Below are 15,388 nucleotides of genomic sequence, written 5' to 3' on the forward strand. Positions count from 1 at the left end.
ATAAGGAGAATATGAAAGAAATTTCATTATAATAAGTTTTTTTAATTTATTTAGATTTATTATAATGAAATACGAACGAAAATAATGTTGTCCCTTCTTAATCTATAAGAAACTTTGATAAAGTATTTGTAATTTTTGAATTTTTGTGGTAAAATATATCCGGAATAAATTTTATACAAGGAGGGGACTGTATGAAGAAACTTTTAGTGGCACTTTTAGTGGTAGTTTCAGTGTTTGCATTTGCTACAGTTATGAACCCCGATACAATCGTTGACTTAACAATCGGGGAACCAAGTACATTAGATCCACATCAGGCTTATGATACAGCTAGTGGAGAAGTTATTTTTAACGTTTATGACAACCTTATTGAATATGTTGGTTCAAGCTTGAGCGAATTTGCTCCAAGAATAGCTGAATCATGGGAAGTAAACGGAAACACAGTTAAATTTAAAATTAGAAAAGGTGTTAAATTCCACAGCGGAAACGAATTAACACCATACGATGTTGAATACACATTCGAAAGAGCATTAATAGGAAATCCTGGTGGAGGACCTATCTGGATGTTCTACGAAGTATTCTTCGGAGATTACTTCAGTTTAAAATCAGCAGTTAAAGGTTTAACAGGTCACTCATGGAATGAATTAGTAAATCCAGAAACAAAAGAACCTGTTAACGATGAAGCAAAACAGATCTTATTAGACTTCTACAAAAAATACATCGATTCAAAAGTTGAAGTTCAGGGAGATTATGTAATTTTCCATTTAGCAGCACCAAAAGCTTACTTCTTAAACGTTATTGCTCAGGGTTCATCATGGGGAGCAATTTTAGACAGCAAAGCTGCTAAGGACTTAGGATTATGGGACGGTAAAGCAGATGGATGGTGGAAATTCCACGACTGGAAAAAAGAATCTTCACCATTATACGCAAAAGAAATCGGTTCAGGTCCATATGAATTAGTTGAATGGAACAGAGCAGAACAGAAAGTTATCTTAAAAGCATTCGATGAATACTGGAGAGGTCCAGCTAAGATAAAGAATGTAGTTATCTGGGGTGTTGACGAATGGTCAACAAGAAAAGCTATGTTAGAAAAAGGTGAAGCAGATATCGCAGCAGTTCCAACACAATACTTAGATCAGGTAAGAGGAAATCCTGATTTAGAAGTTATTGAAGGATTACCAAGCGTATCAGTTACAACACTTAACTTCAACTGGCAGGTAAAACCAGATTCACCATATATCGGAAGCGGAAAATTAGACGGACAGGGTATTCCTGTAGACTTCTTTGCAGACAAAAACGTAAGATTAGGTTTCATTGCTTCATTTGATTACCAGAAGATGATTGATGAAGTATTAAACGGATTTGGTGAATTAGTACCTACAGCATTACCAAAAGGATTCTTGGGTTACGATGATAACTTACCAAAACCAAAATATGACTTAACAGCAGCAACAAGATACTTCAAGAGAGCATTCAGAGGACAACTCTGGAGAAAAGGATTCAAAATGACAATTCTTTACAATACAGGTAACGAAGCAAGACAGAAATCAGCAGAATTATTAGCAGACTCATTAAAGAAAATCAATCCTAAATTCCAGGTTGAAGCAAGAGGTGTTCAGTGGCCAACATTCTTAGATGCAAGAAAGAACGGTAAAATGCCATTATACATCCTTGGTTGGTTAGCTGACTATCCAGATCCAAACAACTTTATTTACACATTCTACCACAGTGATGGTGACTATGGTTACTACTTTGGAGATAAATATGCAGAATTTGCAAACAAACCACAGGCATTCTTTGGCGGTAAATCATTGAACCAGATGATTATCGATGCTGCATCTGCAACAGATCCAAAAGTTAGGGAAGAAAAATACATTAAGATTCAGGAATTTGTAATTAGAGAAGGATTAGGCGTACCTCTTTATCAGCCAATTGGTGTAAGGGTACACAGAAAATGGTTAAAAGGTTGGTATCCAAACGCAATTAGACCAGGTGACGATTATTACAGATATTACAAATCAGACGAATAATTGAAAAATATTTCATTATTTATAATTAAATTCGTATAAAGGGGAGGGGTTGAACCCTCTCCTTATTTTTTTGAATTTTTAATGTTATGTTTATATGATATAATAAAATGGTTTTTAATTTATTAAGATGGAGGTGTAGTTATGACGGCGTATATTATAAGGAGATTATTATTGTTGCCTCTTATAGTATTTGGGGTAACATTAATAGTTTTCGGAATGATGCAGCTTCTTGGTGAAGACCAATTACTTGCTGCATATGTTGATCCAAATACATTGGATAAAATGTCTGTTGAAGAAATGGAATTGATCAAACACAAATATGGGCTTGATCAGGATCCAGTAACAAGATATTTAAAATGGATGGAAAGTGTAGCAAAAGGTGATCTTGGCTGGTCAATAGTTGGTAAAGAACCAGTTAAAGACGCTATTTTACACAGATTACCATCTACAGTTGAATTAGCATTATACGCAATATTCCCAATAATTGGAGTTGGTATATGGCTTGGTGTTCAGGCGGCACTGCATCATAATAAATGGCAGGATCACGTTATAAGAATTTTTTCAATTGTAGGGTGGTCATTTCCAGACTTTGTATTTGGTTTGCTTATAATTCTCGTATTTTATAGTGTTCTTGGATGGTTCCCCCCTGGAAAAATTAGTCTGTGGGCAGAAAGAGTTATTAACTCCCCGGACTTTCATCAATATACAAAGCTTGTAACTATTGATGCATTATTAAATGGAAGATTTGATATATTCTGGGATGGCTTAAGACATTTAATAGGCCCAATCCTCACATTATCATATTTATGGTGGGCATATCTTATTAGAATCACTCGTTCATCAATGATGGAAGTATTAAGAAAAGATTATGTAAGAACTGCAAGGGCAAAAGGATTACCAGAAAAGGTTGTTATTCACAAACATGCTAAAAGAAATGCATTAATTCCTGTTGCAACCGTTGCAGGTTCAATGATTATCGGTCTTATAATGGGGGTTATTATCGTTGAAACAATTTTTGTAAGACCTGGTATAGGAAGTTTTGCTGCAAAAGCAGCAGGACAGCTTGACTATGCATCTATAATGGGTATGTTGTTATTCTCATCATTGATTTTGATTCTTGGTAATTTGATAATCGACATATCATACGCATTAATCGATCCAAGAATTAGATACGAGTGAGGTGATTGAAGTGAATGAAGAAATCAAGAGATCGTTAAGAAAGTTCTATAGAAACCCTTCAGCGATGTTGGGATTAATATTATTAATATTCTTTATTCTTGTTGCAGCATTTGCACCATTATTGGCTCCACCACAAATACCAATAGATCCTGAAATAGAAAATATGGAAAGCATGATTTCTCAGCTTGAAGAGAAAAAGGATCCTGCAATTATAGATGATTTAATTGCATCATTTGATGATTATTATGAATTTACATATGGATTTTATAGAGATTATATAGATGATATTAAAAACTTAAAATCAACATTAAAAGCATATCAAAGTACAAAAAGCGAAAAGAATTATAATAAACTTATAGAACAACTCACACCTTTAACAGAAGATTATATTCTCGATACATCATATATTGAAAATATTGAAAAAAATGTTGATAAACCAAAAGAATTAAATGCAGCAATAAAGGATCTTGAAAAAGCTATAACTTCATTTGAGAAAAAATATGATATTGCAATAAAAATGAGTGAAGAATTAGATGAATTAAAAACAAAAAAATCATCAGTTGATAAATTCCTTCCAGCAGTTAAGTCATACTTTAAAAAACTCAAAAAGGACTATATAAAAAGTCTTAATTACGATCCATATATTATGCCTATTATTACATATGAAAGTGCTCCAGTGCCACCATCAAAAGAACATCCATTTGGTATAAGTAATGGAAGGGACATATATTATGGTGTTGTTTGGGGTACAAGAACAGGATTTAAAATTGGTTTGACAGTTGTTACCATTGCAACAATAATAGGTTTGTTTATAGGTTCAGTATCCGCATATTTCGGTGGATGGGTTGATGAAATATTAATGAGAATTACAGATATTTTTATGTCAGTTCCATTTATGCTATCAGCTATGGTTTTAACAACAATACTTGGAACAGGTCTTGATAAAGTTATGATTGCCATGATTGTATTTGGATGGATGGGTTCAGCAAGGCTTATAAGGGGTAATATCCTTCAGGCTAAAAATGATCAATATGTTTTAGCTGCAAAAGCACTTGGTGTACCTGACTGGAAAATAATCATAAAACACATTCTTCCAAATACAATATTCCCTGTTGTAATTCAGGCATCAATGAGAATTGGTTCTATGGTTATCACAGCTGCTGTATTGAGTTTCTTGGGTGTTGGTGCTCCACAGGGATATGCTGACTGGGGATCAATACTTAACTATGCAAGAAACTGGATATTAGGTGGTTCTGATAGTGCATTGCAGTACTGGTATACTGTTACATATCCAGGTACAGCAATGGTATTATTCGTTTTGGCATGGAACCTTGTTGGTGACGCATTAAGGGATATCTTTGATCCGAAATTACGCGGATAATTGAAAGGAGGCAAACAATGAAAGACCCAATTTTAAAGGTCGATAATTTACATACATATTTCGATACAGAAGACGGAGAAGTAAGAGCAGTAAGAGGCGTTTCTTTTGAAGTATATGAAGGAGAAACAATTTCTATAGTTGGTGAATCAGGTTCCGGTAAATCTGTAACTTCATTGAGTATAATGAGATTATTAGATGAAAATGGAAGAATTGCAGATGGTCAGATATTATATAAAGGTACAGATTTAACAAAGCTTTCAGACGAAGAAATGAGACATATTAGAGGTAAAGAAATTGCAATGATCTTCCAGGAACCAATGACAGCTTTAAACCCTGTATTTACAATTGGTGATCAGATAATAGAAATGGTTATGTTGCATTTAGGCCTTGACGAAAAGGCTGCAAGGGAAAGAGCAATTGACCTTTTAAGAAAGGTTGGTATTCCTGAACCAGAAAAACGTGTTGACCAATATCCACATGAACTTTCTGGTGGTATGAGACAAAGGGCAATGATTGCTATGGCTCTTTCATGTAATCCAAAGGTATTAATTGCCGATGAACCTACAACAGCGCTTGACGTTACAATTCAGGCTCAAATTCTTGAATTAATGAAGGAATTACAGAAAGAATATGGAATGGCTATTATCTTCATCACACACGACCTTGGTGTTGTTGCTGAAATGTCAGATAAAGCAGCAGTTATGTATGCAGGTAAAATAGTTGAATATGGTGATATTGTATCCATATTCAAAAAGCCAAGAAATCCATACACATGGGGATTAATGAGATCAATACCAAAAATCAATGAAGAAGTAGATAGATTGGTTTCAATTCCGGGAACAGTTCCAAATCCAAGAAGATTCCCTAAAGGATGTGGATTTTCAAACAGATGTTTCCTTGCTAAAGAAAGATGTAAGGATGAAATGCCTGAATTAGTAGAAGTAGAACCAGGCCATTATTCAAGATGTTTCTACATCGATGAATTGGTTAAAGAAGTGGAAAAAGCAAGGGCAGGTGAAAATTAATGTCTCAGGAAAATAAAAAAGTATTATTACAGGTTGATAATCTAAAAAAATACTTCCCTGTAAGAGCAGGTGTTTTTAAAAGAGTAGTTGCACATGTTCAAGCTGTTGATGATATTACATTTAAAGTATATGAAGGAGAAACAATAGGTCTCGTTGGTGAATCAGGTTGTGGTAAAAGTACAACTGGTATGACAATTTTAAGATTATTAAACCCAACAGCAGGTAGAATAATAGTTGATGGCCTTGATACCACACCATTATTCTTACCAAGATCAAGGGCAAACAAATACATCAAAGAATGGTATGTAGATAGATTCAATAAATTATTACACGAAAAGAAAACAGAAGATGAAGTAATTAAATCATTAGATGATGAACTTGATAGAAAATATGCAAAGATTTACTTTGATAAAGGAGCACATGGATTAAGACATGAAATGCTCTCAGATTTAGGAGATAAAAGAAAATGGTTCAGAAGAAATATGCAAATCATCTTCCAGGATCCATATTCATCGTTAAACCCAAGAATGAGAATTAAAAATATAATTGCTGAAGGATTGCACACACACGGTCTTGTAAGCAGCAATGCAGAAGCAACAGAAATAGTAAAAGACCTTCTTGAAAAGGTTGGATTATCCTCAGAATACCTTTACAGATTCCCACACGAATTCTCAGGAGGTCAAAGACAGAGAATTGGTATTGCAAGGGCACTTGCATTAAATCCGAAACTTATTGTAGCTGACGAAGCTGTTTCAGCTCTTGACGTTTCAATTCAGTCACAGGTTATAAACCTATTAGAAGATTTACAAAAAGAATTTAAATTAACATATGTATTTATTGCTCACGACTTAGCAGTTGTTAAACACATCAGTGACAGAATTGCAGTTATGTATCTCGGTAAAATCGTTGAACTTGCTGATAAAAAGGAATTATTTGACAATCCAATGCATCCATATACAGTTTCACTTATGTCAGCAATTCCAATTCCAGATCCTGAATACAAGAAAAAGAGAATTATACTTAAAGGGGACGTTCCAAGTCCTATTAATCCACCAAGTGGTTGTAGATTCCATCCAAGATGTCCAATTGCAAAAGACATCTGTGCTAAAAAAGAACCACCACTTGTTACACTTGAAAATGGACATCAGGTTGCATGTCACTTCGCAGGACAATTTAAAGGATAATAATAGAAATAACTCCCGAAAAAATCGGGAGTTATTTTTTTAATTAAAATTTTCTATAATCTTCGCAGCAAATTTAACTGCAGACACAGGATTATCAGGCATAATATCCTTTGTTGCAATACCTGATTTTATACATTTTTTCAACGAATTTTCAATTAAACTCGAAACTTCTTTCATTTCAAGATATTCAAACATCATAACTCCTGATAATATTAATGAAGTTGGATTAGCCATTTTTGGATCTTTAATTGCCGGTGCAGTGCCGTGGGTTGGTTCAAAAAGGGCAATTTCATCGCCAATATTTCCTCCCGGAACAATACCAATTCCACCTACCTGAGCAGCTGCCGCATCAGAAAGATAATCACCATTTAAGTTTGGAGTAACTAAAATATCGTATTTTTCGGGTTTTAACAATAATTGCTGGAACATATTGTCGGCAATTACATCATTTATCTCAATTGAATTTTTATCTATTAAATCCTTATGTTCTTCAGCAATCTCATAACACCATTTTCTGAAATTACCTTCTGTATATTTCATTATATTTCCTTTATGAACAATAGTTATTTTTTTTCTGTTATTTTTTACTGCATAATCAATTGCCATTTTCATAAGTCTTTTTGTTCTAAACTCACTTATTGGCTTTATTCCAATTGAGGCATTATGCAGATTAATCTTAAATTTTTCATTAAGAAATTCTATAACCTCAATTGCCTCCTTGCTGTTTTCTTCCCATTCTATTCCAGCATAAACGTCCTCTGTGTTCTCCCTGAAAATTACAATATCCACATTTTCTGGAGATTTAACAGGAGCTTTTATACCGGGAATATATTTCACAGGTCTAATACATGCATATAAATCGAGTTTTTGCCTTAAAGCCACATTTAAACTTCTATAACCGCTTCCAACAGGTGTTTCAAGCGGTCCTTTTATTCCAACCTTAACCTCTTTTAATTTTTTAAGCGTTTCATCTGGCAACAAAGAACCATTTTTTTCTAAAGACTTTTTCCCGGCATAAGCCTCTATCCAGTTAATCTTTTTAGAACCATTATAAACATACCCAACAGCAGCATTCCATACCTTCATAGCCGCTTCCATAACAAACGGCCCAATACCGTCTCCTTCTATATAAACAATATCAATTATCTCCATGCTTTCTCCCTCCCTAAAATTGGAAATTTTTTCCAAAAAAAGTTGTGATGCTCTTTGAAAATATTTATTATAGAAAACTTCATAAAAAGATTCACTCATGTGGTTCGATACTAATCCTCAAAAACTTTTTTCGAAAATAGAAATAATAATAATCGCTCAAACGGTAGAAAATTCTAATCCTCAAAAATTCTCGTTCTCGCCGGCCGTTGCAGACTCACATCCATGTTCGTCTTCACTCAAAATCACATCCGTGTGATTTTGTCCGGCTCCACTTCGAATTTTTTCGGGAATTTTCAAGTTTTCGCTCATATTATTATTTCTATTTTCTTATTTCTTAATTAATTATTATATAAGTAAAATATAAAAGAAAACACGAGTAAAAAGGTGAATGAAGACTTGAAACTTCTCGCAACGGGGATTATAGGATAGTTGGAAAAAATAAAAGCGAGTGAAGGATCGCAGAGTGCCTGATTGTATAAAAGAAAGTAGAAAAATAATATGAACGAAGACTAAGAATTTCCCGAAGCGGAATGCAGAAAATTCGGGTTGGAAAAACAGGAGGTTTTGGAAAGCGAAGCACTTCATGGACGAAGTGTCTGAGCGTGCCCGAATTTTCAAATGGAGCAAGGATCAGAAATTCTTGCCGTCTGAGTGAATATTATTTTTCTACTTTCAAAGAGAATTTTCGAAGATTAGCACTCAAGTAGCCTGAACAAGCTTTTATTTTTCTAAATAAAACACAAAAGAACGAACATGGACAATTTCAAAAAATCACCATATTATCAACATGAATAAACTCATCATAATCAAAATTTCCAATTTTAGCAATATCCCCGCTTTTTTTTCCACAAATCACAACAGCATCCTCAGCAGAATAATTAGGAATCCCTTTCCCAATAAGCTTATTATTAAAATAAATATTCACCGGCTCACCCTTTTCAAAATTTCCTTCTATCTTTTCAATTCCAACAGGCAACAAACTCTTCTTATTCATCAACGCATCCCTTGCGCCCTTATTGATAAACACCTTTCCTCTGCTTTTTGACAAAAAAGCAATCCATGCTTTTTTCCCTTTCAATTTTTTATCAGGCATAAAAACAGTACCAACATTTTTACCTGAAACAAACTCCTTTATATTCTCCAGCTTATTTCCATTGCAAATACATGTCTTTATTCCAGAAGCTGCTGCAGATAATCCAGCATCGATTTTTGTTGAAATTCCTCCTGTTCCCAAAGATGTTTTTTTAAACTCTTTTATCTGAATATTTTTATCATAAACCTTAATTACATCTCCATTTTCGTCCAAAACACCATCAACAGAGGTTAAAAGCATTAATCCATCTGCGCCCCAGCCAATTGCAAATTGTGAAGAGAGCCTGTCATTATCGCCAAATTTAATCTCATCAGTTGAAATAGTATCATTTTCATTTATTATAGGAATAATTCCAAATTGATTTAATCCAATGAGTGTATTTTTCAGGTTTATAAATCTTTTTCTATTATAAAAATCATCTGCAGTCAATAAAATTTGGGCGATTTTCTTATTATGAAAATCAAAAGCATTTTCATATATCTTCATTAATTGTACCTGCCCCACAGCACATAAAGCCTGTTTTTGCGCAAGACTTTTTAAAGGATGCAACTTTAAATACTGCAATCCCGCCGCATTGGCTCCTGAAGAAACAAGCACAACCTTTTTGCCTTCTTCTATTAGTTCTGAGATAATATAACTGAGTTTTATTATATACTTTTTGTTTATATCATTGTTCTTTATTAATAAATTACTTCCAACCTTTATTACAATCTTTTCCATATATTAACCCCTCACATCATAATTGCCCTGTATAACAAACTTATATGTTGTAAGTTCCTTTAATCCAACAGGACCTCTTGCATGCATTTTTTGAGTGCTAATTCCCATTTCTGCACCCATTCCGAACTCACCGCCATCTGTAAATCTCGTTGAAGCATTTATATAAACAGCTGCAGAATCTATTTCTTCCACAAATTTCATAGCATTTAAATAATCTTCTGTAAGAATTGACTCAGAATGTCCAGTTGAATAGGTTTTGATATGCGATATAGCTTCATCTAAATCATTTACAACCTTAATTGACAGAATCAAATCGAGATATTCCGTAGCCCAATCTTCTTCTGTTGCAGATTTTACATCAATATGTTTTAATACCTCTTCACATCCTCTTATTTCAACATTCTTCTCTTCAAGCCTTTTCTTCAAATCAGGCAATATCTTTGAAGCAATATCTTTATGAATTAGCACAGTTTCAACTGTATTGCATGTTCCAGGTCTTTGTGTCTTTGCGTTGTCTATAATATCAATGGATTTCATAACATCAGCGCTTTCATCAACAAAAATATGGCATATTCCAACGCCGGTTTCCAGAACAGGAACTGTAGAATTTTTTACAACAAAGTTAATAAGCCCCTTTCCGCCTCTTGGAATAACAAGGTCAAGATACTCATTTAATTTAAGCATTTCATTTACCAATGCTCTGTCTGTATTTTCTATTAATTCAACAGAATTTTCAGGAATGCCGGAATTTTTCAACCCTTCTTTAATAACCTTAACAAGTGCCTTGTTTGAATTAATTGCATCGGAACCCCCACGCAACAAAACTGTATTTCCTGATTTTAAAGCAAGAATTGTGGCATCTACAGTAACATTAGGTCTTGACTCGTATATTATTCCAATTACTCCAAGTGGAACTCTCATTTTGCTTATTCTAATTCCATCTTCTCTTAAAAATGAATCAAATATTTCACCAACAGGATCCTTAAGATTAATAACCGTATTACATGAGTCAATCATGCCCTTTATCCTTTTTTCATTTAAGGCAAGCCTGTCAACCAATGCTTCTTTAACGCCATTTTTTCTTGCAATGTCAACATCTTTTTTATTTTCAGACAATATATAATCCATATTTTTTTCAAGAGCTATAGCAATTTGTTGAATAGCTTCATTTTTTTCTTTGGCCTTTGTTTTCTTTAAAAAATCAGAAGCAGATTTTAAATTCTTTGCTTTTTCTATTAATTCATTCATTATAATCACCTCGCTTACAATTTTTTGTTTTTTAAATATGCCTCTTCAATTGCCTTCATTATTGAACCTTTTACTGTCGCTTTATCCATTTCATATAATCCTTTTATGGTTACCCCACCTGGTGAAGAAACCATATATTTCAACTCCGAGAGTTTTAACTCTTCATTTTTTAAATATTCCAATGTTCCCATAAAAGTATTTGCTACAATCTTTAATGAATCATCGTGGGACAATCCAATATTTATACCGCTTTCAAGAAAACTTTCTATTATATATGCAACAAAAGCAGGACCGCTGCTATTTAAAACAGTAAATGCATCAAACTTCTTTTCCTCAATTTCAAGCACTTCTCCGAGGTTTGAAAGTATTGATTTTACATCGCTAACTATATTTTCCGGTATTGCAGGATTATATGCAATTGCAGTAGTGCCCAATCCTGAATTTGAAATAACAGTTGGCATTATTCTGAAAATATTCTTTTTGCCTGATAATTCATATAAATCATCCAGAGTCTTTCCAGCAGCGGTGCTGATAATATATCTGTTCTCTTCTGATAAATCCTTGATTTTATCAAACACATTTTTTAAATGAACAGGTTTTACAGAAACAAAAGTAAATATCGCCTTTTCGTATACCTTTGAAATTTCATCTTCTATATGTATATTTTCACCTTCATATTTTTTAATTCTTTCTTTGTTTACATCATAGATATACAATTCATATTCTTTATTAATTGAAAATCTTTTTACAAGCATACTTCCAATATTACCAATGCCTATAATTCCAATCTTCATATCATATCACACTCCATAATCTCCATATTTTTTTATATATTCATCAATTCCACCAATTTCGAGTATTTTATTAACAAATTCAGGAAAAGGAATAAAATGATACTTTTTATCCTGAGTAATATTTTCAATAACTCCAAGCTTTGTATCAACCTTGATAATATCCCCTTCGTTAAATTCATCGACTTCCTTTAATTCAATAACAGGCAGTCCAATATTAATTGAATTTCTGTAAAAAATCCTTGCAAATGATTTTGCAATAACGCATGAAACACCTGCAACCTTTATAATCCTTGGTGCATGTTCCCTTGAAGAACCAAGCCCGAAATTATTTCCACCAATAATAATGTCTCCTTTTTCAACACTTTTTGCAAAGTCTTCTCTTGCATCCTCTAAAACATGTTTTGCCAATTCCGGAAGATTTGATCTTAAATGGAAATATCTTCCCGGTGCTATATGATCAGTTGAAATATTATCGCCGAATTTCCATACTCTTCCTTTAAAAATCATTATATTACCTCCCTTGGATCTGTAATATACCCTGTTAATGCGCTGGCAGCAGCTGTTGCAGGAGAACAGAGATATATTTCAGAATCAGGATTTCCTGCTCTTCCGTGGAAATTTCTATTTTGTGTTGATAGTACTTTCTCACCGTCAGCCGGGACGCCAGCATGAACGCCAACACATGGGCCACAACCTGGAGGCAATATAGTAGCTCCTGCTTCAATAAATGTGGAAATTAAGCCTTCTTGTAATGCCTGTAAATAAATCTTTTTTGAGGCAGGGGCTATTATTAATCTAATATCCTTATCTTTTTTCTTTCCTTTTAATATTGAAGCAACAATTCTCAAATCCTCCATCCTTCCATTTGTACACGTTCCAATATATATTTGATCAATTTTAACACCTTTTGCGTCGTTTATATTTCTTGTATTATCTACAGTATGAGGGAATGAAACCTGAGGTTCTATTTCAGACAGATCAATTTCAATAACCTTTTCATAACTTGCATCTTCATCGGGGAATAATTCCTTAAATTCATCTTCTCTTCCTTGTTCTTTCATATATTCCTTTGTAATTTCATCAGCAGGGAACAATCCAACCTTTGCACCCGCTTCAACTGCCATATTTGAAATGGTTAGTCTTGATTCCATTGATAATGTTTTTATACCATCGCCTGAGAACTCCAAAGCCTTATAAGTGGCGCCGTCAGCACCTATCATGCCTATAAGATAAAGGATTATATCCTTGGCATATACACCTTTGTTTAATTTATTCTTTAATACAATCTTATATGTTTCAGGAACCTTTAGCCATACCTTTCCAAGACCATATGCAAGAGAAATATCTGTTGAACCCATTCCTGTTGCAAAAGCAGCAAATGCCCCAGCGGTACATGAATGTGAATCGGCACCGACAATTAAATCTCCTGGTTTTGCATATTCCTCAGCTACAATTTGATGTGATATTCCTTCGCCAATATCATATATTTCCGCATCTGTTTTTTTACAAAAATTTCTTAATTTTTTCTGCGTATTTGAAAGTTCTTTTCTTGGACTTGGTGAAGCATGATCTATAAAAACGAGAGATTTAGTGCTTACATTTTTAAAATTCATATTTTCAAATTGATCAACAGTTAAAGGCCCGGTTCCATCCTGAACAAAAGCAAGATCAACATTGGCAATTATAATTTCGCCGGGTATTACATCTTTGCCTGCATGCATGCTGAGTATTTTCTCTGCAAGTGTTTTACCCATTTATTTCAACTCCCTTCATATCCTTATATTTCAAATCTTTTGGTCCATTATAAATAGAGCGCGGTCTGAAAATTCTGTTATTCTTTCTGTATTCCATTGCATGTGCAGTCCAACCTACAATTCTTGCCATGGCAAAAATCGTTGTGAAAAATTCCTTTGGAATGCCAAAGTGGTTATAGAGAATACCAGAATAAAAATCCACATTTGGATAAATATTCTTATCCTTAAACCTTTTTACCACAACATCTTCAACCTTTACGGCAATATCAAAAAAATCAACCTTCTCATGAGCAGAAATTTCCTGAACCCATTTTTTTAGAATTCTTGCCCTTGGATCATATGTTTTATAAATTCTATGTCCAAATCCCATTATCTTTTTCTTGTTTCTAATAAGATTATCAATATATTCAGGAACATTCTCTATATCCCCTATTTCTTCCAGCATTTCAAGCACCTTTTCATTTGCTCCGCCGTGTAATGGTCCTTTTAATGTGCCTATTGCAGTTGTAATAACAGAATAGATATCAGACAATGTTGATGAGGTCACCGTTGAAGCAAAGGTTGATGCGTTCATTCCCTGTTCCATATGCAGTATTAAAGCCTTATCAAAACATTTTGAATATTCAGGTAATTCACCAAACATCATATACAGGAAATTCTCAGAATGATTGAGATGTTCCTCAGGATAAATAATAGGTAAATTATTTTTTATCCTATACCAATATGCAATAATTGTTGGAATCTTTGCCGTTAAATTAATAGCATTTTCAAGCGTTGAATTATCTTCTTTTGAATACATTCCAAGCATTGAAACAACACTTCGTAAAACAGCCATGGGATGAGCGTTTTCCGGGAATAACCTCATCATTTCCACAATGTTTTCTGGAAGATTTCTCTTTTTTGATAACATTGATTTTATAAAATCCTCTTCATTTTCATTTGGCAAAGAGCCAAACCAGATTAAATATGCTACCTCTTCAAAATATGAGTTTTCAACGAGATCTTCTATTTCAAATCCTCTATACACGAGCTTACCTTTTTCACCGTCTATATAAGATATGGAACTTATTGCAACAGCAACACCCTCAAGACCGTGCTTTAAATCTTCTTTTTTCATCAAATCACCTCCTGATATAGAAAAAAGGCCACACTTTTTATAGTGTGGCCTTTACATTAATCCCTTAAGTTATACAAATAGCATTATACACCGAACTTAAGGTGTTGTGTAAAGACCACACCTTTGGGTTCGGGCTGATTATTTAATGTTTTATTGTTATTTATTGTATTTAATAGCAATCTTAAAAACATACTAAACTCCTCCATACTATTATTTGAATAAATTCTAACATATAAATTATGAATTGTCAAGTGATTTTTTACAATAATATTTCTGTATATAAAAATCAATAATGTTGTAAAGAAGTATTATAAAAAACTCCTCTTCCTGAGTTGTTTCTATTATCCAGGAAGAGGAGGATTTTATTTCACTTCCTCAACAAACTTAGCTTCTTTTCCAACAAAGATTATTATGAATTTTTTCATTCTCTCATTTTTTGAATTTAATTCATATGATTTTTTGTATCTTTCTATCTGTTCCCTTGCCTGAGCGATTTTTTCTTTGAATTTACTTTCGGTATATTCATTTTGTTTTATGTATTTTACTTCTATTATCGCTTCATATGGCACTTCTTCATATCTTTTGAACATTGCTATATCCACATATCCGCCTTCTACTGGATACTCCATCTTTACCATTGCAAATGGTGTTAATATTAAGTAGCTATACATCAGTATTTTTATATATTTTTCATCAAATCCCATGAACATTCTA

The 15,388-nt window shown here is 33.4% G+C and carries 13 protein-coding genes and 1 pseudogene; 6 read left to right on the forward strand and 8 right to left on the reverse strand.

All coding sequences use genetic code 11. From position 1 onward, the window contains the following. Positions 1–191 precede the first annotated feature (191 nt). From XO11_RS09665 to XO11_RS09685, 6 genes and pseudogenes are all read left to right on the forward strand, one after another. On the forward strand, positions 192–2,027 hold the full coding sequence (locus XO11_RS09665) for an ABC transporter substrate-binding protein (protein WP_014297414.1): 1,836 nt from the start codon (positions 192–194) through the stop codon (positions 2,025–2,027). Between the two features lie 141 nt (positions 2,028–2,168). Then, complete coding sequence (locus tag XO11_RS09670) at positions 2,169–3,206, forward strand: ABC transporter permease (protein WP_014297415.1); 1,038 nt, start codon at positions 2,169–2,171, stop codon at positions 3,204–3,206. A 10-nt stretch (positions 3,207–3,216) separates the two neighbouring features. Next, positions 3,217–3,327: pseudogene (locus XO11_RS10685) on the forward strand (ABC transporter permease); the annotation flags it as partial. Between the two features lie 396 nt (positions 3,328–3,723). Continuing rightward, positions 3,724–4,587, forward strand: a complete 864-nt coding sequence (locus XO11_RS10690) for an ABC transporter permease (protein WP_368494265.1) — start codon at positions 3,724–3,726, stop codon at positions 4,585–4,587. Positions 4,588–4,604: 17 nt separating this feature from the next. Then, on the forward strand, positions 4,605–5,612 hold the full coding sequence (locus XO11_RS09680) for an ABC transporter ATP-binding protein (RefSeq protein ID WP_014297417.1): 1,008 nt from the start codon (positions 4,605–4,607) through the stop codon (positions 5,610–5,612). Then, a complete protein-coding gene (locus XO11_RS09685) occupies positions 5,612–6,796 on the forward strand; it encodes an ABC transporter ATP-binding protein (protein ID WP_014297418.1) in 1,185 nt (394 codons plus the stop codon). The genes XO11_RS09680 and XO11_RS09685 overlap by 1 nt, the downstream gene beginning before the upstream one ends. A 39-nt stretch (positions 6,797–6,835) precedes the next feature. Here XO11_RS09685 and XO11_RS09690 read toward each other — a convergent pair whose 3' ends face one another. The 8 genes from XO11_RS09690 to XO11_RS09725 form a co-directional block, all read right to left on the reverse strand. Then, the gene (locus XO11_RS09690; protein WP_014297419.1) at positions 6,836–7,948 is read right to left on the reverse strand and encodes an NADP-dependent isocitrate dehydrogenase; all 1,113 of its coding nucleotides are present in this window, start codon (positions 7,946–7,948) and stop codon (positions 6,836–6,838) included. A 763-nt stretch (positions 7,949–8,711) separates the two neighbouring features. Then, complete coding sequence (gene proB, locus XO11_RS09695; protein ID WP_014297420.1) at positions 8,712–9,761, reverse strand: glutamate 5-kinase; 1,050 nt, start codon at positions 9,759–9,761, stop codon at positions 8,712–8,714. Positions 9,762–9,764: 3 nt separating this feature from the next. Further along, complete coding sequence (locus tag XO11_RS09700) at positions 9,765–11,009, reverse strand: glutamate-5-semialdehyde dehydrogenase (protein ID WP_175418542.1); 1,245 nt, start codon at positions 11,007–11,009, stop codon at positions 9,765–9,767. Positions 11,010–11,023: 14 nt separating this feature from the next. Continuing rightward, complete coding sequence (gene proC, locus XO11_RS09705) at positions 11,024–11,803, reverse strand: pyrroline-5-carboxylate reductase (RefSeq protein WP_175418543.1); 780 nt, start codon at positions 11,801–11,803, stop codon at positions 11,024–11,026. A gap of 6 nt (positions 11,804–11,809) precedes the next feature. Then, a complete protein-coding gene (locus XO11_RS09710; protein ID WP_075780825.1) occupies positions 11,810–12,307 on the reverse strand; it encodes a 3-isopropylmalate dehydratase small subunit in 498 nt (165 codons plus the stop codon). A 2-nt stretch (positions 12,308–12,309) separates the two neighbouring features. Beyond that, on the reverse strand, positions 12,310–13,557 hold the full coding sequence (locus tag XO11_RS09715) for a 3-isopropylmalate dehydratase large subunit (RefSeq protein ID WP_175418544.1): 1,248 nt from the start codon (positions 13,555–13,557) through the stop codon (positions 12,310–12,312). After that, positions 13,550–14,674 (reverse strand): citrate/2-methylcitrate synthase, encoded by a 1,125-nt coding sequence (locus XO11_RS09720; protein ID WP_075780761.1) that lies wholly within the window; start codon positions 14,672–14,674, stop codon positions 13,550–13,552. Before XO11_RS09720 ends, XO11_RS09715 begins: the two co-directional genes overlap by 8 nt. Before the next feature lie 362 nt (positions 14,675–15,036). Next, positions 15,037–15,388: PD-(D/E)XK nuclease domain-containing protein (locus XO11_RS09725; protein WP_175418545.1), on the reverse strand; the 352-nt coding region annotated here is incomplete at its 5' end.

The organism is Marinitoga sp. 1138, from assembly GCF_013363265.1.
Taxonomy (GTDB): domain Bacteria; phylum Thermotogota; class Thermotogae; order Petrotogales; family Petrotogaceae; genus Marinitoga; species Marinitoga piezophila.